24 protein-coding genes and 4 pseudogenes are annotated in these 25,874 nt (G+C 56.8%); 15 read left to right on the top strand and 13 right to left on the bottom strand.

The window, feature by feature from the left end:
* Nucleotides 1-19: 19 nt before the first annotated feature.
* From QE435_RS02390 to QE435_RS02360, 7 genes and pseudogenes are all read right to left on the bottom strand, one after another.
* Nucleotides 20-322 (bottom strand): hypothetical protein, encoded by a 303-nt coding sequence (locus QE435_RS02390; RefSeq protein WP_309769348.1) that lies wholly within the window; start codon nucleotides 320-322, stop codon nucleotides 20-22.
* A gap of 37 nt (nucleotides 323-359) precedes the next feature.
* Nucleotides 360-493: pseudogene (locus QE435_RS02385) on the bottom strand (taurine ABC transporter permease); the annotation flags it as partial.
* Nucleotides 494-515: 22 nt separating this feature from the next.
* Nucleotides 516-1,673, bottom strand: a complete 1,158-nt coding sequence (locus QE435_RS02380; protein WP_349040107.1) for a MalY/PatB family protein — start codon at nucleotides 1,671-1,673, stop codon at nucleotides 516-518.
* A gap of 5 nt (nucleotides 1,674-1,678) precedes the next feature.
* A complete protein-coding gene (locus QE435_RS02375; protein ID WP_349040106.1) occupies nucleotides 1,679-2,437 on the bottom strand; it encodes an SDR family oxidoreductase in 759 nt (252 codons plus the stop codon).
* Nucleotides 2,437-3,363 (bottom strand): dihydrodipicolinate synthase family protein, encoded by a 927-nt coding sequence (locus QE435_RS02370; protein WP_349040105.1) that lies wholly within the window; start codon nucleotides 3,361-3,363, stop codon nucleotides 2,437-2,439. The genes QE435_RS02375 and QE435_RS02370 overlap by 1 nt, the downstream gene beginning before the upstream one ends.
* Before the next feature lie 11 nt (nucleotides 3,364-3,374).
* Nucleotides 3,375-4,739, bottom strand: coding sequence for an amidohydrolase family protein (locus QE435_RS02365; protein WP_349040104.1), 1,365 nt, complete (start codon nucleotides 4,737-4,739; stop codon nucleotides 3,375-3,377).
* The gene (locus tag QE435_RS02360) at nucleotides 4,736-5,398 is read right to left on the bottom strand and encodes an aspartate/glutamate racemase family protein (protein WP_349040103.1); all 663 of its coding nucleotides are present in this window, start codon (nucleotides 5,396-5,398) and stop codon (nucleotides 4,736-4,738) included. Before QE435_RS02360 ends, QE435_RS02365 begins: the two co-directional genes overlap by 4 nt.
* Nucleotides 5,399-5,593: 195 nt before the next feature.
* Between QE435_RS02360 and QE435_RS02355 the strand changes: the two genes are divergently transcribed.
* Nucleotides 5,594-6,292, top strand: coding sequence for a GntR family transcriptional regulator (locus QE435_RS02355; RefSeq protein ID WP_349040102.1), 699 nt, complete (start codon nucleotides 5,594-5,596; stop codon nucleotides 6,290-6,292).
* A 163-nt stretch (nucleotides 6,293-6,455) separates the two neighbouring features.
* Here QE435_RS02355 and QE435_RS02350 read toward each other — a convergent pair whose 3' ends face one another.
* Complete coding sequence (locus tag QE435_RS02350; protein ID WP_349040101.1) at nucleotides 6,456-8,249, bottom strand: ABC transporter ATP-binding protein; 1,794 nt, start codon at nucleotides 8,247-8,249, stop codon at nucleotides 6,456-6,458.
* Between the two features lie 143 nt (nucleotides 8,250-8,392).
* On the opposite strand from QE435_RS02350, the gene QE435_RS02345 reads away from it, so the two are divergent.
* From QE435_RS02345 to QE435_RS02310, 8 genes and pseudogenes are all read left to right on the top strand, one after another.
* Nucleotides 8,393-9,250, top strand: coding sequence for a sulfurtransferase (locus QE435_RS02345; protein WP_349040100.1), 858 nt, complete (start codon nucleotides 8,393-8,395; stop codon nucleotides 9,248-9,250).
* A 233-nt stretch (nucleotides 9,251-9,483) separates the two neighbouring features.
* Entirely contained in the window at nucleotides 9,484-11,046 is a 1,563-nt protein-coding gene (locus QE435_RS02340; RefSeq protein WP_349040099.1) for an ABC transporter substrate-binding protein, read from the top strand.
* Between the two features lie 99 nt (nucleotides 11,047-11,145).
* Complete coding sequence (locus QE435_RS02335) at nucleotides 11,146-12,156, top strand: ABC transporter permease (protein WP_349040098.1); 1,011 nt, start codon at nucleotides 11,146-11,148, stop codon at nucleotides 12,154-12,156.
* 4 nt (nucleotides 12,157-12,160) lie between these two features.
* On the top strand, nucleotides 12,161-13,000 hold the full coding sequence (locus tag QE435_RS02330; protein WP_309769337.1) for an ABC transporter permease: 840 nt from the start codon (nucleotides 12,161-12,163) through the stop codon (nucleotides 12,998-13,000).
* An 8-nt stretch (nucleotides 13,001-13,008) separates the two neighbouring features.
* Nucleotides 13,009-14,388 (top strand): ABC transporter substrate-binding protein, encoded by a 1,380-nt coding sequence (locus QE435_RS02325; protein WP_349040097.1) that lies wholly within the window; start codon nucleotides 13,009-13,011, stop codon nucleotides 14,386-14,388.
* Between the two features lie 12 nt (nucleotides 14,389-14,400).
* Nucleotides 14,401-14,781 carry a VOC family protein gene (locus QE435_RS02320; RefSeq protein ID WP_349040096.1) on the top strand — a complete coding sequence of 127 codons (381 nt, stop codon included), beginning with the start codon at nucleotides 14,401-14,403 and terminating at the stop codon, nucleotides 14,779-14,781.
* A 2-nt stretch (nucleotides 14,782-14,783) separates the two neighbouring features.
* The gene (locus QE435_RS02315) at nucleotides 14,784-16,868 is read left to right on the top strand and encodes an SUMF1/EgtB/PvdO family nonheme iron enzyme (protein WP_349040095.1); all 2,085 of its coding nucleotides are present in this window, start codon (nucleotides 14,784-14,786) and stop codon (nucleotides 16,866-16,868) included.
* A 23-nt stretch (nucleotides 16,869-16,891) separates the two neighbouring features.
* Nucleotides 16,892-17,212, top strand: a pseudogene (locus QE435_RS02310) (hypothetical protein); the annotation flags it as partial.
* Nucleotides 17,213-17,571: 359 nt separating this feature from the next.
* Here QE435_RS02310 and QE435_RS02305 read toward each other — a convergent pair.
* Nucleotides 17,572-17,913 (bottom strand): SMI1/KNR4 family protein, encoded by a 342-nt coding sequence (locus QE435_RS02305; RefSeq protein ID WP_349041114.1) that lies wholly within the window; start codon nucleotides 17,911-17,913, stop codon nucleotides 17,572-17,574.
* A gap of 136 nt (nucleotides 17,914-18,049) precedes the next feature.
* Here QE435_RS02305 and QE435_RS02300 point away from each other — a divergent pair.
* Nucleotides 18,050-18,196 (top strand): annotated as a pseudogene (locus QE435_RS02300) (transposase); the annotation flags it as partial.
* A 53-nt stretch (nucleotides 18,197-18,249) separates the two neighbouring features.
* Here QE435_RS02300 and QE435_RS02295 read toward each other — a convergent pair.
* Together QE435_RS02295 and QE435_RS02290 are read right to left on the bottom strand one after the other, a co-directional pair.
* Nucleotides 18,250-19,839 carry an ABC transporter substrate-binding protein gene (locus QE435_RS02295; RefSeq protein WP_349040094.1) on the bottom strand — a complete coding sequence of 530 codons (1,590 nt, stop codon included), beginning with the start codon at nucleotides 19,837-19,839 and terminating at the stop codon, nucleotides 18,250-18,252.
* Entirely contained in the window at nucleotides 19,836-20,510 is a 675-nt protein-coding gene (locus QE435_RS02290) for an XRE family transcriptional regulator (RefSeq protein WP_349040093.1), read from the bottom strand. The genes QE435_RS02295 and QE435_RS02290 overlap by 4 nt, the downstream gene beginning before the upstream one ends.
* Nucleotides 20,511-20,671: 161 nt before the next feature.
* On the opposite strand from QE435_RS02290, the gene QE435_RS02285 reads away from it, so the two are divergent.
* The 5 genes from QE435_RS02285 to QE435_RS02265 are packed head-to-tail and all read left to right on the top strand — an operon-like array spanning nucleotide 20,672 to nucleotide 24,730.
* Entirely contained in the window at nucleotides 20,672-21,715 is a 1,044-nt protein-coding gene (locus QE435_RS02285) for an ABC transporter permease (protein WP_349041113.1), read from the top strand.
* 10 nt (nucleotides 21,716-21,725) lie between these two features.
* The gene (locus tag QE435_RS02280) at nucleotides 21,726-22,628 is read left to right on the top strand and encodes an ABC transporter permease (RefSeq protein WP_349040092.1); all 903 of its coding nucleotides are present in this window, start codon (nucleotides 21,726-21,728) and stop codon (nucleotides 22,626-22,628) included.
* The gene (locus QE435_RS02275) at nucleotides 22,625-23,461 is read left to right on the top strand and encodes an ABC transporter ATP-binding protein (protein ID WP_349040091.1); all 837 of its coding nucleotides are present in this window, start codon (nucleotides 22,625-22,627) and stop codon (nucleotides 23,459-23,461) included. Before QE435_RS02280 ends, QE435_RS02275 begins: the two co-directional genes overlap by 4 nt.
* The gene (locus QE435_RS02270) at nucleotides 23,458-24,210 is read left to right on the top strand and encodes an ABC transporter ATP-binding protein (protein WP_309769328.1); all 753 of its coding nucleotides are present in this window, start codon (nucleotides 23,458-23,460) and stop codon (nucleotides 24,208-24,210) included. The genes QE435_RS02275 and QE435_RS02270 overlap by 4 nt, the downstream gene beginning before the upstream one ends.
* Nucleotides 24,211-24,214: 4 nt before the next feature.
* A complete protein-coding gene (locus tag QE435_RS02265; protein ID WP_349040090.1) occupies nucleotides 24,215-24,730 on the top strand; it encodes a GAF domain-containing protein in 516 nt (171 codons plus the stop codon).
* A 301-nt stretch (nucleotides 24,731-25,031) separates the two neighbouring features.
* Here QE435_RS02265 and QE435_RS02260 read toward each other — a convergent pair.
* Together QE435_RS02260 and QE435_RS02255 are read right to left on the bottom strand one after the other, a co-directional pair.
* Nucleotides 25,032-25,136: pseudogene (locus QE435_RS02260) on the bottom strand (integrase core domain-containing protein); the annotation flags it as partial.
* A gap of 193 nt (nucleotides 25,137-25,329) precedes the next feature.
* Nucleotides 25,330-25,695 (bottom strand): response regulator, encoded by a 366-nt coding sequence (locus QE435_RS02255; RefSeq protein ID WP_349040089.1) that lies wholly within the window; start codon nucleotides 25,693-25,695, stop codon nucleotides 25,330-25,332.
* Between the last annotated feature and the right edge of the window lie 179 nt (nucleotides 25,696-25,874).

The following is a 25,874-nucleotide window of genomic DNA, read 5'->3' as shown; positions in this document are numbered from 1 at the left end:
GTCGCCCGCCGTCATTAAGTCAGCGTCGGCGTGATGTGTCGGCCCATGGCACGATGCGGCGCTCGATGAAGCGGGCGAGCCACTCGGGTGTGAAGGCAACGATGGCGATCACTGCAATTCCCGGGATGACAATATCGGTGACGGTTACCAGCAATTGCGCAGCTGACTGGGTGATGAAGCCGAGAACGTGCCGAGCGCAACCTGGATGCCGGTCAGGATCGACGGCGCGAATGGCGGCAACAAAATGCGCGTGAGAACCTGGGTGCGGATGGCTCCGAGGAACTGGCGGCCTTGACGAGATCCTTTGGTACGGCTTTGACACTTGCACTCGTCAACAGGATGATTGATGGCCGCATGAAAAGGACGATCACTGTCACCTTCGGGGCTTCATCGTGTTAACCCAGATGATGATCAGCGCGAGGTAGGCCAGTGGAGGCAGTGGTCTAAAGAATTCGACAATCGGGTCGAGCACGCCACAATCGACGCGGCTGATAGCGGCTGATGGTAGCCTTGGATCAGGTGAGAGTTTCAGCGGTTCTCAACGCTGTCTCCATCCGGTCCAATCCCTCTACGAGGAGGGCACGCGGGCATGCAAAGTTCAGTCGAACGTAACTGACGTAATCTGTCCCGAATTCGGAGCCAGCGCTGAACCCAACCTTACCGTGCCTGAGGAAAAATGATTGAGGGTCTGGGCTCAGGTCAAGTTCGCTGCAATCCAGCCACGCGAGGAATGTACCTTCAGCCTTGACTATCCGGATCGAGGGAAAGCGGCGATTAATCTCGTCTTGCAGAAAGTCCCGGTTGGCTTCGAGGTACTGAAGCATTTCCGCCTTCCATTCGGAAGCTTGTTTATAGGCCGCAAGTGTCGCTTCGAGGCCGAGAATATTCACACTGTCCACCATGCCAAGACGCGAGGCTGAGAATTTCTCGCGCATTTCCTTGTTTTTTATAATGGCGAAGGCAGTTTTCAGTCCGGCAATATTATAGGTCTTGCTTGCTGCCATGAGCGTGATGGTTCGCTGGGCAGTGTCATCCGATAGAGATGCAAATGGAACGTGGCGGCGGCCATCGAAGAGAAGTTCGCAATGGATTTCGTCCGATATGACCAAGAGGTCGTGTTTCCGGCAGGCGTCGGCCATTGCCATAAGGTCTTCGCGGGTAAACACCTTGCCCGTAGGATTTTGTGGGTTGCAAAGGAGAAATGCCGTCGACTTTGCAATCTTAGTTCGAAAAGCTTCAACATCCATTTCCCATCCTCGCTTACCTGGGGTGAGAGCCGCTTCGTGACGAGTGAGACCCCAGTGGCCGGGAGCGTTGAGGATAGGGCGGTAGACAGGCGTCTGGACGGTGATCCCATCGCCAGGCTTAAGGAACGCCTTCATCGCCATGTTGAAACCAGGCTCGACGCCTGGAAGGAAAACGATCTCCTCTGGAGCGATCTCCCAGTCATATTTTGATTTAAGGTCCTCAATGACGGTATTGCGCAATTCATCCTTCGCGACGCCATATCCAAGAAAAGGGTGCGCGAGCCTTCGCGTGATTGTTTCGATGATCTCGGGTGCTACCGAAAAATCCATGTCCGCAACCCACATAGGCAAGACATCGGGTGCGTATTTACTCCATTTCGAGCTACCTGTGCCGAGGCGGTCATGCACCTGATCGAAATCCGTCATCGAAATCAAAGTCCTTTGATCATCCCGCCATCGACGCGGATGGAGGAGCCTGTAACATAGCTTGCTTTCGTGCTGGCAAGGAAAGTTGCGACTGACGCAAACTCTTCCGGCTTGCCGTAACGACCGACAGGAATATCTTTCTTTGAAGCATCCTGTACCGCTTCGATGTCCGCACCCGTGTTTTTCGCCTTGATGCCATCGAGTTCGCGAACGCGGTCTGTGTCGATACGTCCCGGTAGGATCATGTTGACCGTGACCCCGTGGTGAGCGACTTCTGCGGCAAGTGTCTTCGACCAGCCTGCCACCGCTGCGCGCACGCCGTTGGAGAGCGCAAGGTTGGGAATAGGCTGCTCGACGCCGGATGAACCAATGGTGATGATGCGACCCCATTTGCGTTCGATCATGCCGTCGAGCATTGCGTCGGTAATGGTGAAAATGGAGGTGGCCATCATCTCGAAAGCAGACATCCAGTGGTCGGCGTCCTGGCCAATTGCGGGACCGGCTTTTGGGCCGCCGCTATTATTGACCAGAATGTCGACACCGCCGGCTGCTCTGAGCGTCTCGATCAAGGCAGCAACGGACGCCTTGTCCGAGAGATCTACCGTGAGGGGCACCACGTTTTCCGAATTCTCAATTTTGTCAGCGCTTCGTGCGGCAGCATAGACCTTCACGCCTTCGGCAGCGAGGCTGGCGGCGATCGCGGCGCCCAGACCGCGGCTTGCGCCGAGAACGAGTGCCGATTTGCCCGAAATTCCAAGGTCCATTAGTTCAACAACTCCAGTTTCTTCGTCTGCCGCTCGATCAACCTTTCAACTTCAGCTGTCGCTGTCCTGCTCAGTGCAGCACCAGGGCGACGCTGCGCGGCGCTTGCTATGGCTCCACGTTTCATCAGAATGTATTTGCGCACAGCAAGGCCAAGGCCCGGCTGCTGCTCGTAGCGCATTAGCGGAAGGTAGGCGTCGAACAAATCCTGGGCGTCGTCGAACCGGCCCTCGTGGCTCAGGCGGCAGACGCCGACCATCATTTCAGGGTAGGGGAAGCCAGTCATTGCGCCGTCTGCGCCCCGCTGCATTTCTTCGGTGAGAAATACACCGGCATTGCCGCAGAGAATTGAGGTGCGTCGGCGTCCGCGGGCCTCGGCCTCGCGAAGATCGGTTATCTTTTGAAGTCCAGGCCAGTCCTCGTGCTTCACCATCACGATGCTCGGGTGCGCCTCAAGAATAACCCCGAGAGTTTTCGATGCGATTTGTACTCCGGTCGAAAGCGGGAAATCCTGCAGTACAACCGGAACATCGGTGCCGACCGTTTCCACGACATTGCGATAATAACCGATGATCTGCTCATCCGTTTTAAGCGAAGGCGGAGGCGCAACCATGACACCCGCAGCACCCAGATCCATGACCGCTTTGGTCAACTCGCCGATGGCGGCGAGACCGGGGGCCGACACGCCGACAACGACCGGTCTGTCTGCGGACCGATTTATCGTCTGTCGCGCGACCTCAATCGACTCCGCCTGCGTGAGCTTCGGCGCCTCGCCCATCATGCCGAGGATCGTCAGACCGTCCGCGCCTTTTTCATAATAGAAATCCACCATCCGATCGACGCTGGCATGATCCAGCGAACCGTCCTCGTTGAATGGCGTGACGGCAATGACGAAGACGCCTTTGGTCGAAGAATTGATAAGGGACATTTTCGATGATCCTATTCAAACCAATTGGATTGGCCGCGGCGGACATATTGGCCCGAGCCAGGTTGATTGAGGACGTCCCTACCATCCCAGGCCAGTTGGCCGGAAAGATAGGTACGGACGACCTTGGCCGAAAATTCGCGGCCGTCGAACGGGCTCCAGTTCAGCTCGTCATGAGCGTTGGATGAATTCCAGACATTTCGCTCGCGTGACAGGATTGCGAGATCTGCATCGCCGCCGACGCGGATTGAGCCCTTCTCTGGCCACAGGCCGAAGAAACGTGCGGGTCGTTCGCAAAGCTGTTCGACCGTCATTTGCGGCGCGTCCAGTCCGCGCTTCTCGGCAGCCGTATAGAAGGCAGGGAGAAGCGTTTCGAGGCCGGGAACGCCGGCGCCTGCTTCGAAGATGGACGGCGTGAACTTATTGTCGATTGGCCAGCTGGAGTGATCCGAGCTGACGAAGGCGACACGGCCAGCGACGATTTCGTCCCACAGTGCATCTATCTGGCCCGGACGGATGGGCGGGTTGACCTTCATCTTGGCGCCAAGCTCCGAACCGTCCTTATCGGGATCGAACCAGAGATAGTGCACGCATAGTTCGCCGGTGGCAGCGTAGCCATCGGCCAGATAATTATCGACGAGTTGGAAGCCACGCGCCGTGGTCAGGTGAACGATGTGCGCATGGGCGCCGGCAGCGGCTCCCAGCTCAAGAAACTGCGCCGTTGCCGCCAGTTCCGCCGCAGGCGGACGGCTCTCTGAGTGGGCTTCGATGCCATCGCGACCGGCAGCTTTCGCCGCAGCGATATGGGCGCGAACGATTTCTTGGTCCTCGTTATGCACGCCAAGGGGAATGACGGTGTCCGACAGTGCCTGAAATGTCGCAAGGATCTGCTGTGCGGCGATACGCGGAAAGCGTGTTGGACTACTTTCGAATGTCGAAATCTTGAACGCGACCACGCCCGCCTCGATCAGGGGCTTGATGTCGTCGGTTGTTTGGTCGGGAACGATCGTACCGTAAAGTGCGACATGGGCATGCGCGTGTTCGCGTATTGCCGCGACCTTGTCGTTCAACCGCTCGACAGTGTTAAGGGGAGCCGGGTTGTCATAGGGCATATCCACAATGGTGGTGATGCCGCCCGCAATTGCGGAACGCGTCGTGGAGCGAATGCCTGGAAGCCCACCATAGGAGCAGGCATGGGTCTGGCCGTCTACAACGCCGGGAATGATAAGGTTATCGCCCGCGTCGTAAAGTTCGGCAGATGGTGGGGCGTCGCCGGTCCCAATGGCTTTGATTTTGCCATCGTCGATGCCGATCCAAGCGTTTTCGAGGGGGCCTTCAGGCAGAACTGCGGTGCCGCGGACGATCAGGTCGAAGCTCATCGTCTTGTCCTTCCATATGCCAAATCAAGGTGAGTGAGGGCGAGGGCCGCCCCTGCCTGAACCGGGTCAATGACCGGGATACCAAGGTTCTGCTGAAGAGCATCCCTGTAACTGCCGAGACCGGCGCAGCCGAGAATGACGACATCAGCACCGTCCTCGTCCCGCAGCAGACGCGCGGTTTGCGAGACGATGTCGACGACGTTTGCAGCGACAAGCTGGCTGACCGCTCTGTCGATCGAGCGATCGCCCGCCAGCCGTTGATCCAGCTTGAGAGCCTTCAGGTAACGAAGGTGGCGGTCGATGGAGGATTGTCCAAGCGAGATGATCCCGAAGCTGTTGCCCAGCGCATGGGCAGCTAGATACGCGGATTCCGCGATGCCATAGACCGGGCGGTCCACATGCTTGCGGACCTCGGCTATGCCGGGATCGGAAAAGCAGGCCAGAACGAAGGCGTCAGCCTGCGATGTTGACACGACTTCAATGATGTTTGGTATCACTTGCGCGACATGATCGTCAGTCTCGATACCCACCGGAGATTTTGCCAGCTCGATGCACTGAATGTCGTGAGAGGAATTGAACCGAACCGGCTCCAAGCAGGCTTCCATAGATTGCGTGACTGTTTTTGAGCTGTTCGGATTGATGATGAGGATTTCTGGCACACCTACACCTGCGACATGGCACACCGTGATGGTGTTGCAGATTTAAAATATACCACGTAGTATATTACACATCTCATGCTGTCAAAGCGAGTTTCTCTCGGTGTGGAAAAGCGGGTCGGGATTTGAAATCCTTTGACTTGCGGCCTTTACATAGCTGACAAAGACAAAAAGCGCGCTTTGCGCATGGAGGCATTTTTGAATATTTCTGAAAAGTCTGTCCCTCAGGAAAAGCGGGCGAAATCGCTGACCGAGCAGGCTTATGTCACGCTGCGCGAACGCATCATCATCGGTGAACTTGCTCCAGGCGTAGAGGTCTCGGAGCCGGAGCTTGCAGAGCAGCTCCAGATGAGCAAGACGCCCGTGCGGGAAGCGCTGGGACGTCTGTGTGTCGAAGGCTTGATGGAGGCGTTCCCGAGACGCGGTTATCGCGTCACACCGGTAACATTGAAGGACGTGAACGATCTCTTTGCCATCCGCGGCGTGTTGGAAGGAATGGCCACAGCTCTTGCCGCGCAAAATCTGACGGATGAGGAATTGAGCGCGCTCGATCAACTGGCGCAGGCGAATTACGTTGTCGGTGAAGATGTCAGCACCAAAACCTTCGTGACGTCCAACGAGTTGTTCCACGCTGCAATTGCGAAGGGGTCGCGCAATCCGCGCTTAGCTTCGCTCGTCATCAGCCATCTCGAAGAATGCGCACGGTTCTTCTATATGGGTACGCGGGTGCGCGACCTTAATCCTGAAACGGAAGCGGACCACCTGCGCATCGTGGGCTTCTTGCGCAAGCGGGAAGGCGAAAACGCCAAGCAAGCCATGTTGGACCACAATGAAAACACACGCAAAGGCTTGCTCGATGCGCTGATATCCAATTCGCAGGTCAGGCTGTCGCTATAAAGCATCTCGCACAGAAGTGTGAAGCGGGTCCGCGATAACGACATGCTGCAAAGCAGGCACTAAACGCCTAAGATTCGATTTCGGAGATCACGATACGCTTCAAGCCCCTTAAAGCTCCGCATCATGCCGTAGGACAATCGAACGCAATTTCCATGCGGACGCGTCAGTTTTGCTTGACCAGATGTCCCGGTGCTGCCTCGCGATATAAGACCTTTGCCGGTACATAATCGACCGGGCGAACCGCGCTGCCGATCTCCATGCCAGTCCGCAGTTTGCGTTGCTGGCGTCTGTGCGGATCCGCAACCGGTACGGCGTCCAGCAACCGTTTGGTATAATCATGTTGTGGATTGCCGAAAATCTGCGCGCGAGTGCCGATCTCCACGATTTCTCCGAGATACATGACTGCGACCCTGTGGCTGACGCGCTCCACAACGGCCATGTCGTGTGAAATGAAGAGATAACCGATATTGAGCCGCTCCTGAAGCTCCAGCATCAGGTTCACGACTTGCGCTTTTATGGAGACATCGAGTGCCGAGACCGCCTCATCTGCAACAATGAGGCTAGGATTGAGGGTGAGCGCGCGAGCAATGCTGATGCGTTGGCGCTGGCCACCTGAAAATTCGTGCGGGAAACGGTCCGCCATGTCCGGCTTCAAGCCAACCTTTTCCAAAAGGTCTATCGCTCTGTCATGCGCTTCCCGCTTACGGCAGATGCCGTGGGCAATCATCGGCTCGGCAATGGCGTCACCAATGCGCATACGCGGATTGAGGCTCGAAAACGGGTCCTGAAAAATCATCTGCATTTTTCGGCGCGCGCCGGTCAGATGCTTTCTCGGCATTGCTCTCACATCTTCACCATCCACCTTGATCGTGCCGCTGACGGGCTCCACAAGGCGCAGAACCGAGCGACCCGTCGTGGATTTTCCACAGCCGGATTCACCGACCAGAGCCAGTGTCTCGCCCGCTTTCAAGTCAAACGATACGTCTTCCACCGCGTGAATGCGGGAGGTGATGCGACCGAGAATCCCAGATCTGATGGCAAAGCGCGTCACCAGATTGCGGACCTCTAAAACAGGCCTTTCGAGGGGTGGTGACGTCAACTTTTCCGGGATGATCTGGCCGGTTTCGACATCGACCAGCGGAAAGGTGGCGGGCAATGCGTGATCCGCCATCGAGCCAAGTCTTGGCACGGCGGAAAGCAATGCGCGGGTGTAGCCATGGACAGGGTGGTCGAAAATGTCTTCGGTGGGGCCAGCCTCCAATGCTCTGGAGCGGAACATGACCAACGTGCGGTCCGCAATCTCGGCGACGACGCCCATGTCGTGCGTGATGAAAAGCACGCCCATGTTCTCTTCATCCTGCAGCACCTTGATCAGCTCCAGAATTTCTGCCTGAACGGTCACGTCCAGCGCCGTCGTCGGCTCGTCAGCGATGAGCAGCTTGGGGCGGCAGGAAAGCGCCATGGCAATCATGATGCGTTGTAGCGTGCCGCCCGAAAGTTCATGTGGATACTCATCGAACCGCTTCGTCGACGAGGGAATGCGAACACGGTCGAGGAGCTTTATTGTTTCCGCTCTGGCCTCGCTCAGCCCAATGTGGCGGTGCCGCCGCATCGCTTCGGCAATCTGTCTCCCCACGGTCATCACGGGATTGAGTGAAGTCATAGGCTCCTGAAAAATCATGGCGATCTGATTGCCGCGAATATCTTGCATGTGTTTTTCGGGAAGCGTTAAAAGTTCACGGCCATCGAGTTTGACGCTGCCGCTTACGCGTGAGTTCTTCTCAGGCAGTAGTCGCATGATCGACATTGCCGTGACGCTTTTGCCCGAGCCCGATTCGCCGACAATCGCAACCGTTTCGCCAGCATCGACGGTGAAGCTCACATCATTGACGACGGGCGTCCAAGTGCCATTCTTCCGAAAAGCTGTCGTCAGATGTTCAACGGCGAGAATGGACACGTCGGCTACTCCGAACTGATAATAGATTATCGGTTCAAGCGCACCGATCTTGTGATATACTACGTAAGATATTTGCGCTTGCCAAGCTTGTTCTGGTGGCCGAGGATACAGGCATGTAGCGCGCCTCAAGGAGCTAAGGTGACATGGCAGACGACATCCGCAAATCCGTTCTTCTGACACCTCTGGAGCTGCAGGCTCTGCGAGACACGGGTCAGGACGTTACTATTTTGGCGGTTCATTCCATCAATCCCTACACCGGCGAGTCGTCTTTCAAAGGATCTCGCATCGAAGGCGCGATCGATACGCAAGCCTACACCGACTTCCAGTCTCCGGCGACGGCCGAGGGCGGCCAGCGACCCTTGCCTGATATCGAGGCATTAGTGCAAAAAGCGCGGCGCTGGGGATTGCGAAAAGAAAGCACGATCGTCGTCTATGACGGCGATCGCAGTATGACGGCCGCGCGGGCTTGGTGGGTCCTAAAATGGGCAGGATTACCAGATGTGCGGGTGCTGGATGGCGGCTTCCGTGCCTGGCAGGCGGCTGGGCTTTCCATCACTGAGGCTGAAGCTACGCGCACTCCCAGCGATATCGAACTCTCCTCCGGACATATGCCTGAGCTTGATGCCGATGGCTCTCTCAGGCTTGCGAGGGATGGTGTCCTGCTCGATGCCCGAATCCGTCCGAACTACATCGGTGGGTCGGCGTCGGAAGGGCAGCCACCCAGAGGTCATATTCCCTATGCGGTCAGTGCGCCAGCGCCCGATAACGTTACCGATTACGGCAATTTCACAGATAACGCGACACTCAAAGAAATGTACCGAGCGCTCGGCGTAGATGGCTCGAAAGAGGTGGGCGTTTATTGCGGGGCTGGAATGTCTGCTGCCCATACAGTGCTTGCGCTAGCGGCAATAGGCGTTCGTGCCTCTATGTATCCTGGATCTTGGTCAGCATGGATCTCGGATCCGTCACGGCCTGTGGTGGTTGGCGCAACTCCAGTGTGACAGGCTGCTTCGGTGAGCGGTTACGTCCACAAAACGGATAAAAGAAGAGCAGGATATTCCTTGTTTTGCTTATAAAACAGGCGAATTTTCCCTCTGTTTAAACGCCAGGCGGATTACTTTACAAGCCACATTCGCGCTGATATATCTCGTAGTATATTACGATTATGAAGCGCGATTGAACGTGTTCAAGGTGGGAACGGGGCTGGTGCCCCATGCTTGGAAAGGGCAGGCAGATGAATATCTGGAAAGGATTTACAGCCGCTGCTGTGGCTTTGCCGATTTTGGCAGGTGCAGCTGTTGCGAATGCGCAGGAACAACTGAAGACGCTGGTGGTGGCGGTACCTTCCGATCCGGTCAGTCTGGAGCCCGGCACCAATAAGGCCGAGCCGATCGGCAGTGAAATCATCCTCAATGTCTTCGACACTCTGGTCGCGTGGACGGCGCCGGATTTCACCAAAATTGAGGGGCGGCTCGCCACCAATTGGACAGTATCGCCTGATGGCAAGGAATTCAGCTTCAAGCTTCGCGAAGGCGTGAAGTTTCAGGATGGAACACCCTTCGATGCCGCTTCCGTCAAATTCTCGCTGGAGCGCACCAAGGCTTCCAACCCCTACGTTAAAGCGACATTCGATCTGATCAAGGACATCGCCGTTGTCTCGCCGACGGAAGTCAAGATCACGCTATCAGCGCCATATCCGGCGTTCCTCTCTATTCTGGCGCAGCCACAGTCTGCGATTGTCAGCCCGACGGCGGTTGAAAAATTTGGTGATAAGTTCGCGTCTAACCCTGTCGGCACTGGCCCCTTCGTCTTCAAGGCCGCCCAAGCAGATACCAATGTCGTGCTTGAGGCCAATCCTGATTATTTCCGCGGTGCGCCTAAGCTTTCGAAGATCATCTACCGCGTCATTCCGGATGCTTCCACGCGCCGGTTGGAGCTGGAGAGCGGCGGTGTTGACGTCGTCCAGCAGCAGGGGCAGCTATCGGCAATCGCAGCCGAAGATATCGAAGCCTTGAAGTCCAATAAGGACGTGAAGGTCATCGAAAGCCCGAGCCAGATCATCCGTCAGCTTGAGTTCAACAACAAGAAAACGGACGGGCCTTTCGCCAATGTGAAGGTTCGGGAAGCGATTACCCACGCCATTGACTACGACGGGCTACTGCAGGGCGTTTTCGGCGGAACGGCGGAGCGCGTTTATGGACCGCTCACGTCCAACAGCTGGGCCTTTAATCCAAAAATGAAGGAGTTGGCACCGACTTACGATCCGGACCTGGCCAAGAAGCTGCTTGCCGAGGCAAAGGTCGATCCATCGTCGATCTCTCTCAAGCTCTACAGTTTTCAAGGCCCACTCTGGGGGGCGGTTGCAACCTTCGTCCAGGCAAACCTTGCGGATATCGGCATCAACGCAACAATCGAGCAGACCGAGTTCCCGGCTCTTCGCGCGTTGCAAACCTCCGGTCAGTTCGAAGTGGCTTTGGATGGACGTCAGCCTTGGTACAACGATCCTGACGCACATATCACCATCGGCTACCTGTCATCGCTTGCGGATACGGCCATGACGTTCCGCATGCCGCAGGATAAGGCGCTGGATGACCTGATCCTCAAGGCGCAGCAGACGCCGGATATGGAAGGCCGTAAAGCCCTTTACTTCCAAGTGCAGGAGGAAATCGCCAAGCGCGTGCCGGCAGCCTATCTTTTCAGCCCCAAGCTGATCGTGTTTGCGCGTGCCAATGTCGAAGGGCTCGTCATCAACAGCGCCCCGCCTCTCAACGAATACTGGTCGGTCTACAAAAAATAACCAGAGATGGGTGGCGGGCGCTTTGGGTGTCCGCCGCATCATCATGGCCGAATGACGTCGAGCGCAGATGACTTGTTCCAATATTGAGTGAAGCAGAATATGGCGAGTTTCATCATACGCAGATTGATCGCGTTAATACCTGTGATGTGCATCGTGCTGGTCATCGTTTTTTCGCTCGTTCGCGTGATACCCGGCGATCCGGCAGTCACTCTCCTCGGGCCTGGCGCGACGCAGGAGCAGATTTCAGCGCTTCGCGCCCAGCTCGATCTCGATCAGCCCGTCATGCTTCAATTCGTCCATTATGTCCTAGGGCTCTTTCAGGGCGATTTTGGGCTCTCGCTAAAAACTGGCCAGCCGGTTGCGCATGAAATACTTTCCCGTCTGCCCGCAACTATCGAGCTTTCAGTTCTTTCGGTCGTTGTGGCCATCGTCGTCGGTATGCCGCTTGGCGTTCTGTCTGCTACACAACCCAACTCGATTTTCGATCATGTCACCCGTGTTGCATCGCTCGTCGGTGTTTCGATGCCGGCCTTTTTGCTGGCGCTTATCCTACAATTGGTCTTCGGCACCTATTTGGGGTGGCTCCCTGTATCGGGCCGGATGAGTTCCTTTATTACGGCCGAACGCGTAACCGGGTTTGCCATTCTGGACGGGGTCATTACCGGTCACCTTGATGCAGCGTGGAGCGCGGTCCAACACCTCATTCTTCCGACCGCCGTTCTCGCGGCGTTCCTCGCCGCCACGCTTGGCCGCTTCGTGCGCAACACAATGCTGGATGTGATGGGTGAAGATTTCATCCGCACCGCAAAAGCGAAGGGCTTGCGGCGCAGCGATGTCGTTCTCAAGCATGGCCTACGCAACTCGCTGTTACCTGCCGTTACCATCATAGGCCTGAAATTCGCCGAAATGCTTGGCGGCGCCATCCTGACAGAAACGATCTTTGCCTGGCCCGGTATCGGACGATACATGTTCGAGGCGATCAAGAACCGAGATTATCCTGTCATTCAAGGCACCACGCTCGTGTTCGCGCTGCTTTTCGTGCTGACCTCCATCGTGGTGGATCTTTTCTACGGCGTTTTGGATCCGCGCGTGCGGAAGAAGATGAAGTAGAGCCATGCGCGACGTTGTACTATTTCTAAAAAGCAACACGCTGGCAGTCGTCGGTCTCCTGATACTCGCGATGTTGATCCTTGCCATCGCCATCGGACCATGGATCACGCCTTACACGCCGACGAAGCTCGATATTCTACACAAGCTTGAGGGCCCAACATTCGCCCATTGGCTTGGAACCGATGCGTTCGGTCGCGACGTGCTGACGCGTATCATGTATGGCGGGCGCGCAACGCTGACCATCGGGGTTGGCGTCGTCGTCATCGCTTTCGCAATCGGCGTTTTCTTTGGCATGCTGGCGGGCTTTGCCGGAGGCTGGATCGATAGCATCATCATGCGCATCGTTGACGCCATTCTGGCATTTCCAGCCTTGGTGTTGGCCATCGCGCTCGCTGCGGCCTTTGGGCCAAGTCTGCAAAACGCCATGCTCGCTGTGGCGATAACGCTTGCCCCGCAGTTCGCTCGCGTGGCACGAAGCCAGGCTCTCAGCATCTCCGTGAAGCCCTATGTCGAAGCCGCAGTCTCGCTCGGCTTGCCAGCCCACCGCATCCTGTTACGCTACATTTTCGTCAACGGCCTCGGCCCACTTTTGGTGCAGTCCACCCTAGCACTGGGCAGCGCGATTTTGCAGACGGCGAGCCTTGGCTTTCTTGGTCTTGGCGCGCAGCCACCGATGGCGGAGTGGGGCGCCGACGTTTCCGCCAATCTTCAATATGTGCGAAGCGCTGCCTGGGTCGCTTTGGCACCCGGCATGGCAATCCTTCTTGCGGTTCTGTCCTTCAATCTGATCGGGGACAGTCTTGCAGACTGGTTCAATCCGCGTCGGCGTAGCGAGCTCGAGTAATACCAGCAATGTTGACCATAAGCCTCGAAAAAATCGACTTCCTGCCGCCGACACGGGTGACGGACGATACCAGCGTGCTGACGCTTAAGAACCTCGTATTCGAGCCTTTGCTGCGATGGGAAAGCGGTCCGGTGCGACCAGGGCTGTTTTCGCGGTGGACGCACACGGAAGACGGTTGCAACTGGGCTTTTCACATTCGGGAAGGCGCTGTCTTCCATGACGGTAAGCGATGTGTGGCCGATGATATTATTTCGTTCATTGATGGCATTCTCGATGCGGTCGATACGTTCGGAATGAAATGGTCCTATGCCCGCTACCTGCAAGATGCGCGGATATCTGCAGACGGCGATACCATCGTGCGTGTCGCCAATCCGAAGCCCATTGCCGATATCCTCGACATCTTTTCGGAGTTCTACATCTGTCGCTTCGATGCTGCAGGCCGCCCGATTCTCGGCACGGGGCGCTACCGTGTTCTGGACTATGAGCAGCAGTGTAGCGTCATTCTTCAGAGGGAAAAGGGCGCAGTCGGACCCGAACGAATTACGGCAGTAGCAGAAAAACAGGCGGCTATCCGCTACCAGCAATTGCGCTCAGGCCTTGTAGACGCGGCATCCAATCTGGAGCGCGTGGAAGGCCGTCTCGATTTTTCTGAGAGTTATCAGTGGGGCAGAGCCGTTAATACCCTGTCGGTAATGTACTATTTGAATTGCAGCAAAGGCATTTTCCAATCGCCCGCAGCAAGGCTTGCCGTCAATCATGCGGTGGATAAGCAAGCCATTGCAGACGACATCTTCCATGGCTTGGCGGTTCCATCGTCCACAATCGTCAGTCCCTTTCACATTGGTTCCGCTAGAGCCAACCTTTCGCCCATTCCGTTCGACCCGGAAAAAGCCAGACGTCTGTTGAAGGGGGTGGATACGAGTACCGAAATCGAGCTTCGCACGCCGACCTTCATGCCCGAAAAATCTCCGGAAATCAGCCAGTTTGTCGCTGACTCGCTTGAGGCGGTTGGCTTGACGGTGAGCGTCAGGACAGAGCTGGACAGGCCAGAATACGCCCGCCAAATCGGACGCAAGGACATGGGCGATATGGCGATTTTTGACTCCTCGCCACATAGCACCTACCGCATTCTGAACGACAAGATTTCCAGCGCTACCAGAGCCGTCTGGTGGCAGGGTTATGATGACGACGAGACGGAGGCGCTAATTGCTACCGCGAACGCGGCAGTGGAGAATGCTGACCGGGAAGAGGCTTATGCCCTCTGCCTTAGGCGCCTCCACCAAAATCCGCCTTGGCTCTATCTCGTCCATCCCATCGATGTGTTCGCCGCGCGAAAGGATCTGCCCGGCCTGTCAATCGATCACAAAGGCACACTCAAGATTTTCTAAAGGACGCAGTACGTGGAAAAAGACTACGCGATCACCTTCTTCTATTACGATGACATCATGTCCGTAGTGCCGTTCTATGAAGAGATTATGGGCTTCGAACTGGTGCTCGATCAGGGAATGGCGCGGATCTATCGTATCGCGGGCAAGTGCTATTTCGGCATCGTGGACGGAAATCGCGGCCACCTGAAGCATCAGGAAAAGAGCGCCGTCTTGCTGACGATCGTCTCCCAGAATGTGGAAGGTTGGCACGAACGGTTGAAGCAGGCTGGCGTCAAAGGCCAATCAGATCTGCTGCGCGGCCGCTTTTGCGAACATTTCTTCTTTGAAGACCCCGCTGGATACGCCATCGAAATCCAGCGCTTTCATAACCCGGACGTTGCAAAGCTGTTCTGATGATGACCGAGACAAAAGGCGATAACGCAGCTTCGCGCAAAAGACTGCTGTTGATGGCGAAAGCCTTCGGGGAGGAGCCGCTCTTATCGCTGCCGAACGGCGCGGTCGCGACGCTGGAGGAAGGCTATATTCCGTTACTCGTCAATTTCAGTTTTGAGGACAAGGCCGCGAAGGGCCTGCGCAAACTGAAAGACCAGGCGGAGCCTGAGCCCGCTGTCTATTTCTCGGCGCTGGAACTTGTGCGGGATAACGCGACCCTTGCGCTGATCGGCGAGACGGGAAGCGGCAAGAGCACGTTCGCCAAGCATCTTGCCTTCTCCCTTGGCCAAGGCGACATCCCGCACAATGACGTTGTGCGGAACGATCACGGCGTGGTTCACACGGAAGAATGGGGTTCAGAAAAAGTCTTCCCGGTTTTCCTCACGGTTACGAAAGGCTTGAGTTTTAACGCTCTGCTCGCTCGCCTTACGCCGGATTTGAGCGCCTTGCATGGAGCCGATGAGACGTTGCTTCTCATTCTCGATGGTGTCGAAACGGCAGGGCAGGAGGCATCGGTCCTTCTGGAAGCGGCGGTCGCTTTTCAATCGCGCCACCCAAAGATGCGTATCCTCGCGCTGATCGAAACACAGGCCGCAAAACGCCTCTCGCTCCCACCTGCGTTCGCCTGTCACGAATTTCTGCCTTTGTTGAAGGCTCAACGGCGTCGGGCCGTGATCCGCTTCACTGGACGTGCTCCGGCTGATAACGCAAGCGTGCTTTCAAAAGGGGCCTCCAACCCTGCCCAGTTCGTCATGGCACTGAAGGGTGCAGGGCAAGAGGAGACTGCGGAAGGCATCGTTGATCGCTGGGTCGAAAAGCTCGCAGAAGATGCAGAGACCGCGGATTTCCTGTGCGGTCTAGCTTATGACGCCCTGGCTGGACAATCAGAGGATGGCAACCTTTTCCCGGTTGTTCGCGCCAGCCAATTGCTTGCCGCACGACATCTCGCCAAAAAACCGCCCGAGATCGCCGCTTCGCAGTTCACCAAGAATCCTGATCTATGGACGCCGGTAATTCGGAGCCTTGCGGAACGTCTTAACGCAAAATCGACGACTGGCGGTCTTATCGAGGCCTTGATCGACAGCGGCGATCTCCGCGGCGTGCTTCTGGCGGCCGGATTGCTCAGTGAGCCAAGCCTGTTGCAGGAGAAGATCATGCCGCATCTTCTCGATATTATTGAACGGGGCCTCCTCAGTGCGGCCGAGCGGGAGATGGCAGGCCGGATCGTGTCGCGCTGGGGTGATCCCCGCGATCTGGAAGCCTTGGCCGACGTGCCGGGCGGAACATTCACCTTCGGTTCGTCGACGCATCTCAACTCCGCGCCACCGCATGGTATCGAGGTCCAAGCATTTAAGATTGGCATGTATCCTGTAACGAACCGTGCCTATGCGTCCTTCGTAATGGAGACCGGGCGCTTATGGCGAAGCGCCGATCGCTTTGTCGAGGAACGGCAATCTGCGCCGGCGACGGATTTGACTTGGCGCGATGCACGGGCCTATTGCGAGTGGCTGACTGAAAAATGGCGATCTGATGGGCGTATCGGGAAGGATGAGATCGCTCGCCTTCCAACCGAACCTGAGTGGGAACGTGCCGCGCGAGGTGACCAGCCGGACCAAGACGGGGCAATCGTCTATCCCTGGGGTGATGGCTGGGCAGAGGACGTTGCCAACTCCGAAGAAGCCGGTTTTAACGATAGCTGCACCGTCGGGCTCTTCCCAAAAGGCCGCTCGCCATACGGCTGTTACGATATGGCGGGTCAGGTTTGGGAGTGGTGCACCACATTGTGGGGCGATGGGATGGCGACGCCAAGCTTCCAATATCCTTATCGAGATGATGATGGTCGGGAAGATCTTGACGCGGCTCCATCCATCCGACGGGTGCTAAGAGGAGGGTGTTTTTCCAGCGGAAGACTGAAAGCCTGTTGCACCTATCGTGGCAGTCTGGAGCCGGATGGTTTCTGGCGGGGCAATGGCTTTCGCATCGTTGTCGCCAAAGAACGCTGGGTCGCACCTGATGACGGTATATCCTGCCATACATCGCCCGCATAACTCCAATCTCGGCTACGCGGTCGGCGGCATCCGCGGTTCTTGAGTCTCGTCGTCTTACTAAGTTGCAGGTGGTGCATCCCCGCGAGATCATCCTCGGCGATGCCGCCGGCGTCTTCGTGCGCAGCGATGCCGTCAACGCACCTAACCTGCATATCGATCAACAGATCATAGATGCCGTTGGCCATCTCGACATAACGACGCTGGCGCCACAAGAACGAGAAAGTCGAAAGCATCGGCTGAATGAAACCTTCGATCATCAACTCTTACCTTGGTCGATTGCTCGCATAGCTTTGAACTTGACCGTCGTCGATTTCGATCCGAATCAAGAGTTGCAAAAGTGCTAGCACCTGCTGTCGGTTGGACTTCTCGCGGCTGGTCACCTACTAGCCTTTGACGCCGCGAGCACTGTGCTGGCAATAACCAAGATAGAAGCGACGATGGTCGGAGGCTTCGTTTTGATCTGCGGCTGCCTTTGGCTGCTCGCTGCACTGATGCCGACAAGTTGGATAAGGCAAGGAAAATGAAACCCTTAGGAAGTAGTTGCTGGCTCCGTGGGGCTCGACGTTGGACAGGAATCTCGGACGAGCAAGCCGTGCGAGTTCAGACGCGCATTGACGATCCGCTGGTGGATGAATCTCCGACGTTTGCACACCACCTCTTCCGGCAATTGAAGAGGCGGTGAACCCATAAACGGGGTACCGGATTACTGATTGTCTCGACCGGTCAAATCCGGTGCTACATCAAAGGATGGCGCTATCGGTCTGAGGCTTTCTTCCAGGTCGACGTTGGTCATGTCGAAGGCAACGAGGGGATAAGGCGCATTTTCCCGCAAGTCGAATGCCATGGCTTCGCCGCCACCGTTGCCGCCGATCACGAACAAACCCCGGAAGAATTCTCGGAAAGTCCCGTCCCGTTCAATCTGAGCAGCTTCCTCGGCGGGATACAGTTGGAACCAAAGCGGCTGAACCGCTAGCGGTCCTTCCCCGCCATTACTGAAAGTCAGCAATGCGTAATAACTCTCAGGAAGATTGACTGGGCAAGCGATTTGAGCGCGGCGATTGCGTCTGCTGAGGCTCCACCGACTTTATGCCATTCTCGATTTTGCAGCACGCGGCCTCCACTTTCACTTTCCTGAATGATGACGGCTTCCATTACAGATCAAAAGCTGATTCAGCGCCAGCATGAGCCGATATGACCTGGCCGATTTTGAATGGCACGTGATTGAGCCACTTTTACCCAACAAGCCAAGAGGGGTGCCGCGCGTCGATGACCATCGCGTGCTGAATGGAATCTTCTGGGTGCTACGATCCGGTGCGCCGTGGCGCGAGCGGTGCGACAACGACGGCATCACGCCGCCGTTGCCTTCACGTTCGCTGAATGCTCACTTAGCCTTCTTGACCAGACGATAATAAACGAAGTCGGAATTTGCGCCGTTGATGTAACCTTCGACCTTGGGGCTCATCGCCACCTGCTTTTGAGCCTGGAACATCACGATGATGGGCGAGTTTGCCTGCACCTTCTTCTGAAGGTCGACATAAATCCCGTTGCGCTTGACCGGATCAGACTCAGCTAGCGCCACCTTTGTTTCTTTGTTCAGTTCATCCGGAACCGCCCATGCATTCCGCCAAGTGGTGGTGGACTGGTATTTGTCATCCGCATTGTCTTCGTTATAGGCGAAGGCCTTCGCGTTGGAATGCGGGTCCATGAAATCCGGGCCCCAGTAGAGCAGCATCGCCTGATGCGTACGGGCGCGGTACTTGGTGATGACCTGGCTGCCGGTGCCGGGCAGGATCGCTAAGTTGATTCCGGCTTGTGCGAACGATGCCTGCAACGACTGCGCCATGTCTGTGAAGGGGGTTGAATTGATCACATCGAGCGACACGCTGATCGGCGTCTTAACGCCTGCGTCGGCGAGGATTTTCTTGGCCTTTGCGGGATCGAAGCTGTAGGGATTGTCATCGAGTGAGCCGGGGAAGCCCTTTGGCCAAAAGGCCTGGTGCGTTTCCATCTGTCCCTTCAGGAAGGAATCCGTCATGCCCTTGTAGTCCACAAGGTAGCGTGCCGCTTCCCACACCGCCGGCGGCGTCAGCGACTCTGTCTTCTGGTTGAAGGACAGGAAATGCACTGCCGCCTGAGGGTAGGTGCCGATCTTCACATTGTCGCCAAGGCTGCCAACCTGGTCAGGCGTCAGGTTTTTCGCTATGTCCACGTCGCCCGACTTCAGCATCAGCTGCTGAGTCGCGGCTTCCGCCACATGGCGGATAATGACCTGGCGCATGGCCGGCGCACCGTGGAAATAGCCGGGATTTGCATCGAGCGCCATCAACTCGCCGGCGCGGTAGGTTTTAAGCTTGAACGGTCCCGTGCCGGCCGAATTGGCGTTGAGCCACGCATTGCCGAAGTCGCCGCCAGTCTCATGGGCCTTGATGGTTTCCGCATCGACGACCGAGCCAGGACGCGCAGCGAGAACGTTCAGCACGAAAGCCGACGAGAAGTCACCATCATACTTCACGACGACTTTATTCGCCCCATCCGCGGTGACCATCTTCTCTATATTATCAGGTGTCCAGCCGAGCTGGGTCAAGATAAAGGCAGGCGCCTTGTTGAGCGCGACCACGCGCTTGAACGAATAGATCACGTCCTCCGGGCGTAGCGGATTGCCGGAATGGAACTTGACGCCGTCACGCAGTGTGAAGGTGATGGTCTTTGCTTGGTCATCCGCCATCCAGTCCGAGGCGAGACCGCCGACGAGCTTTGTCGTATCTTCGGCATCATACTGCACGAGACGGTCATAGACCTGCGTCACATATTCGCCGGAAGAAAATTCGTAGGCCTGCGCCGGGTCGATCGCGACGATGTCATCGATATTCTGCGCGATAACGAGGACATCTGCGGGTGTCGCGGCGAGGCTGCCCGAGGCCATAGGCAAGGAGAGAGCCGTGGCGAGTAAAGCTGCCCGGAAGAAATTCATGTGCTGTTCCCTTTCTTTCTGGAGGTTTTGGTGCGTGTAGGAGGCCGCACTTCGTTGGAGCTATCGACATCCGGCAGGCGGACGATTTTGCGCGAGTGGAATATGGAGAGTGTTCCGGTACTCAGCATCTTGGCCGGTGCTCCGCTGTCGTTCCACCAGACATGTGGACTGTTGCCGCGGAAATGCAGGCTATCGCCGGTCGAGATGGTGGAGACGGTGGTGTCGACCTTCAAGGTAATCGTACCCTCAAGCATGAAGAGAATTTCTTCGCCCTCGTGGCTCACCACTTCGGACCGGTAGCCAGGCGGGATCGTCAGGATGAAGGAGGAGAGCACGCTTCCTGGGAATTCAGCACCGATACGTTCATAGATGATAGAGGAACCGCCGACGGAAAATTTCTGCCGCTCGCCGTTACGGGTAAGCGCGTCCTCAGCGCTTGGCGCGGCTATGAAGAATTCAATGCCGACATCCAGCGCCCGACTGATCTGCGCCAGCGTTCCAAGTGAAGGCGTGGAATGATCGCGCTCCACCTGGCTTAGATAACCGACCGAGATGCCGGAGGCATCGCCGAGCTGCTGCAACGTCATCTTCATCTGACGGCGGCGGGCGCGAATCAGCACGCCGACTTTCGGTGCGCCGTCCGTTTCGGATTTCGATACCGGGTCAGTCATGGAGTATGCACCTCACAAAAATTTTTTTGATATAACCAAAAAAATATGTACTATCGCAAGTGAAAAATTCACAAGAAGATTGTCAACGACGCAAGAGACAAAGGGGAACCCGGCGCGTGAGCTCGAACCTTCAGCCAATCACCGAATCCAGTGAAAAGCCGATGGCGCCCCAATTGCGAAGACAGGGTAAGATCTTGCTCCACCTGCGCGGGCTGGCAGGTTTTGGGGCTGCGCTCGCCTTCACCTTCCTTGGACTTCTCGCCATTACTTTTTTCATCGGCCGCATTGTTCCGATCGATCCGGTACTTGCGGTCGTCGGCGATCGCGCGCCGCAATCCGTCTATGAGCAGGCAAAGGTTGAGATGGGGCTGGACCGGCCGTTGCCGGTGCAGTTCATCTCCTATGTTGGCAAGGTTCTCTCTGGCGACTTGGGTCGATCGGTGTCGACCAACAATTCTGTCGTCACCGATCTGGCGCGGGTATTCCCGGCAACGCTGGAAATGGCAACGCTCGGTATTATGATCGGCGTATTACTTGGCATCCCGTTCGGCGTTCTCGCGGCAAGCCGGCAGGGCTCGCTCATCGACCAGGCTATCCGCGTCGTAGGCCTGTTGGGGTACTCCGTTCCGGCCTTCTGGCTCGGCCTGACGGGACTTGCACTGTTTTATGCGCATTACGGCTTCGTAAGCGGTCCCGGTCGCATTGATATCTATCTCGACGGCACGGTACCCACCGTTACCGGTCTGTTGCTTGTCGACAGCCTGATCGCCGGCGATATGGAGGTATTCACAAACGCGCTCTCCCATATCGTCCTGCCTGCGACGGTGCTCGGCTTTTTCAGCCTTGCCTATATCGGCCGTATGACGCGTTCCTTCATGCTCGATCAATTGAACCAGGAGTTTATCACCACCGCCCGCGTCAAGGGCGTGCCGGAGCGCACCGTGCTCTGGCGCCATGCCTTCAAGCCGATCCGGGTGCCGCTCATCACCGTCATTGGCCTTTCCTATGCCGGTCTTCTTGAAGGCTCTGTGATGATCGAGACGATTTTCTCGTGGCCGGGTATCGGCAATTATCTGACCGTGGCGCTTCTTAACGCGGACATGAATGCCGTCCTCGGCTCGACTCTGGTTATCGGCGCGGTTTTCGTCGGCATCAACAAGCTGTCAGACTTCAGCTACCGCATCCTCGATCCGCGCGCCCGATAGGAGAGCTTCGATGGCAAATGTAACAGAATGGCTCCTCGACGATTCCCCGGCATCACGAATGCAGGCACGACTTGGGCGCGGCTACCGCATCCTCCTGGCGCTTGCGAGGAGCCCGCTCGCCATGCTCGGCGCGATCATCGTCGCGCTCCTCGTCATCGCGGCACTTGCTGCGCCGCTAATTGCAACCGCCGATCCGATCGCCCAGAACCTTTCGCAGCGGCTGCTCCCACCCAGCGCACAACACTGGATGGGCACGGATGAGCTTGGTCGCGATATCTGGTCGCGTGTTGTCTTCGGGTCTCGGATCACGCTTACCATCGTGCTTCTCGTAGCGGTCATTGCCGCACCAGTCGGATTGATTGTCGGTGCCGTTGCCGGTTATTTCGGCGGCTGGACGGATCGGATACTTATGGGCGTAACCGATGTCTTCCTGTCTATGCCGAAACTCATTCTCGCGCTTGCCTTCGTCGCGGCGCTGGGCCCAGGTATCCAGAACGCCATCATCGCCATCGCCATTGCCGCCTGGCCGAGCTATGCGCGCATCGCCCGTGCCGAAACGCTGACCTTCCGCAATTCGGAGTTCATCGCTGCAATCCGACTCCAGGGTGCTTCGGCCACGCGGGTGATCTGTGGCCATGTCCTGCCACTCTGCACCTCTTCGATGATCATCCGTCTGACGCTTGACATGGCGGGCATTATCCTGACCGCAGCCGGTCTCGGCTTCATCGGCCTCGGCGCTCAACCGCCTCTTCCTGAATGGGGGGCGATGATTTCGCGCGGGCGCAACTTTATCCTCGACCAGTGGTGGGTCGCCACCATGCCGGGCTTTGCGATCATTCTCGTCAGCCTCGGCTTCTGCTTCCTGGGCGACGGGCTTCGCGACGTTCTCGATCCAAAGCAAGGAGAGAAATGATGAGCACGCTTCTCGACGTGAAGAACCTCCGCGTCACATTCCCTACGCCGAGAGGGGCGGTGGACGTCGTGCGCGGCATCTCCTTCACGCTGGGCCGCGAGCGCCTCGGCATTGTCGGCGAAAGCGGGTCGGGTAAATCTATGACCGGCCGCTCGATCCTTAAACTCATCCGCGCCCCTGGCATGGTCACGGCGGATAGGCTCACCTTCGATGGCATAGACCTGACAACACGTAGCGAACGGCAGATGCGTGCCATTCGCGGCGCGCGGATTTCCATGGTCATGCAGGATCCAAAATTCTCGCTCAACCCTGTCATGACCATCGGCGAGCAGATTGCCGAGGCTTTGCTTACCCACCGGAAGCTGCCGCGCGGAGAAAGCCGCACTCGCACGCTTGCCATGCTGGAATCGGTGCGCATCAATGATCCAGAGCGTGTAGCCAGCCTCTACCCCCACGAGGTTTCCGGCGGCATGGGCCAACGTGTCATGATCGCCATGATGCTCATCCCCGAACCGGATCTCCTGATCGCGGACGAGCCGACCTCGGCGCTCGATGTATCGGTACAGGCCCAGGTGCTCGACATCATCAACGAGCAGATCGCCGGTAAAGGCATGGGCCTCATTCTCATCAGTCATGATCTCAACCTCGTCTCCAGCTATTGCGACCGCGTTCTCGTCATGTATCGCGGCGAAGTGGTGGAGGCGTGCAGAACCTCGGAGCTGCACAATGCTAGGCACCCCTATACGCGCGGGTTGCTTGCCGCTATGCCGCGTATCGATGAAACCCGTGACGAGCTTCCCGTTCTCGACCGCCGCGCATGGAGCATTGCATGACCGCCATATCGCTGAAGAACGTCGATATTTCCTATGGCGCCACGCAGATTACCCACCGCGTAACGCTTGATATCGCCACCAGCGAGAGCTTTGCCCTCGTCGGTGAAAGTGGATCGGGAAAATCAACGGTGCTGAAAGCCATCGCCGGCCTGGCGCCGGAGTGGAAGGGAGAAATTGCGGTCGATGGGAAATTGCGCAGCCATGGCATCGATCGGGCGTTTTCAAAAACGTGTCAGATGGTTTTTCAAGACCCCTACGGCTCGTTGCACCCGCGAAAGACCGTTGACGCTACCCTCTCGGAACCTCTGCTGATCCACGGCCTCGGCAATGCCGGCGAGCGGGTCGAAGCGACCATGGCGACTGTCGGCCTCGACCGTCGCTTCCGCTTTCGCTTTCCCCATCAGCTTTCCGGTGGCCAGCGCCAGCGCGTGGCAATCGCCCGTGCCCTCGTGCTGGAGCCGCGTATCCTCCTCCTAGACGAGCCGACCTCGGCGCTCGACGTTTCCGTGCAGGCGGAAATCCTCAATCTCCTCAAGCGCCTGCGCCGCGAACAGGGGCTGACCTATCTGATGGTCACGCATAATCTTCCCGTTGTGTCCTTCCTCTGCGATCGGCTTGCGGTCATGCGCGGCGGCCGCATCATCGAAGTCGCGGACGTCGCCCATTTAAAGCAGGGAACTCTTTCCGACCCCTATTCACGGGAATTGATCGCCGCTCATATGACCCACATCGCAACTTTTCAGGAATGACCGTATGAACCCGGACCACATACTCGCGCTCGCCGACTTCGGTCAGGCAATCGCCAACGAAAATCAGGACGTATCCGCTTACGCCGCGCTTGAGAAACTCACGCAGGCCGTGGTTGGGGTGAAGCTGTTCACGGTCATGGAAGCTGACATGGAGGCTGGCATTTCGCGCCGCAGCTATTCGTCCGATCCAAAAAGCTATCCCGTTTCTGGCAGCAAGCCAATCAACCGAACGCATTGGTTCGACATTGTACATGTCGAACGCCGCCCATTCGTGGCCAATACGATTGCCGAGATCGCCACCGTGTTTCCCGACCACGATCAGATATGGTCGCTGGGCTGCGGTTCCGTCGTCAATCTGCCGATCTTCATCGCAGGAGAATTCATGGGAACCGTCAATCTCCTTCACGAAGAGCTTTTTTACAATCCCGAACGCGTGAAGCAGGTGACCGATATGTTGCAGGTGCCATCAATGCTGGCACTGATGACAGTCAGACACCTTCGTGTCGATTCAAAGACTTAGCACTGCGCCTGCTGAAGGACGCACGGTGCCGCAATCAAATTGACGTGCTCCCAGTATTTTAGGCCATTTTGAACTGGAATTCTCCTCTTCTTCCCCTCAGGGATTATAAGTGGAAAATTTCAATTCCAATGGGTCTAAGTTATTGGGGCGCGCATGGTCGGATTGCCAGGCGTTCGCTTCTGAATGCGTTTGGGATGCGCCATGCCTTGCCCTTGAAGTTGACGTAGCCTTTGGTGGAACTAGCGCTGCGGACGATCTCGCTTCTGGCGTAGACGGGCTCTGGAAGCTGGTGAGGGAGCATGCGCGGAGACGTCTGATAGCGGCCTACAGGCACGGCCATGCCGATCGCTCCATGCGGGCGATGGTGATTGTAAATCTCACGCCACCGGTCGAATGCTCTCTGAGCATGCACCTGATCGCTCAGTGGGGCGAAGATTTGTCACTTCTGCCTTGAAGCTACGATGGGTCCACGGGGATGACATTACGCGGGCGCAGGAATTTTAGCTGTCGTGGGAACAGGAGATGCGATGACGAGACGACCACGCCGGAACCATAGCCCGCGAAAATCTCCGAAGCCTTAGTAGCTAATTAAGTAGAATCTATCGGACGATGGATCGGATTAGATTGCCGAGGTGGTTCAGATCATATGGTTTGGGAACAAAGGTGATACCGTCTGATAGATCCTTTGCGATTGGCATTACTCGGCCGGACGTGACTATGATTTTGATCGGCGGCCACCTATCACGCACAAACTCAGTCAGCGTCAGACCATCCATCGAACCAGGCATGTCTATGTCCGTGAAAATCAGCTGGATATCAGGATGTTTTTCTATGACGCCAATTGCAGTCGCGGCACAGTCCGCGCCAAACACAACGAACCCATCGTCTTCGAGGGCATCAACGGTTGCAAAACGGATCAACGCCTCGTCTTCAACGACGAGGACCTTCACTTGGGCATGCTGCACGAGTTATCTCAATTTTGTTGGAGGCAATTGGCTGTGCATGAGCATGCCAATGTCAGTGAATCCGAGAAACAGGATCAGCACGAAAATAGATCTGGTCAAAGACGCAATCCCAAAGGAGAACCAGTTCAGGAGCCGTTCGATTGGACAGTATCTGGCTACGCAACATCTGTCTCATCGAA

Source organism: Agrobacterium sp. SORGH_AS 787, from assembly GCF_030819035.1.
Classification (GTDB): domain Bacteria; phylum Pseudomonadota; class Alphaproteobacteria; order Rhizobiales; family Rhizobiaceae; genus Agrobacterium; species Agrobacterium larrymoorei_B.
The sequence above is the reverse complement of the archived record's forward strand: the minus strand, read 5'-3'. Positions and strand labels throughout refer to the sequence as shown.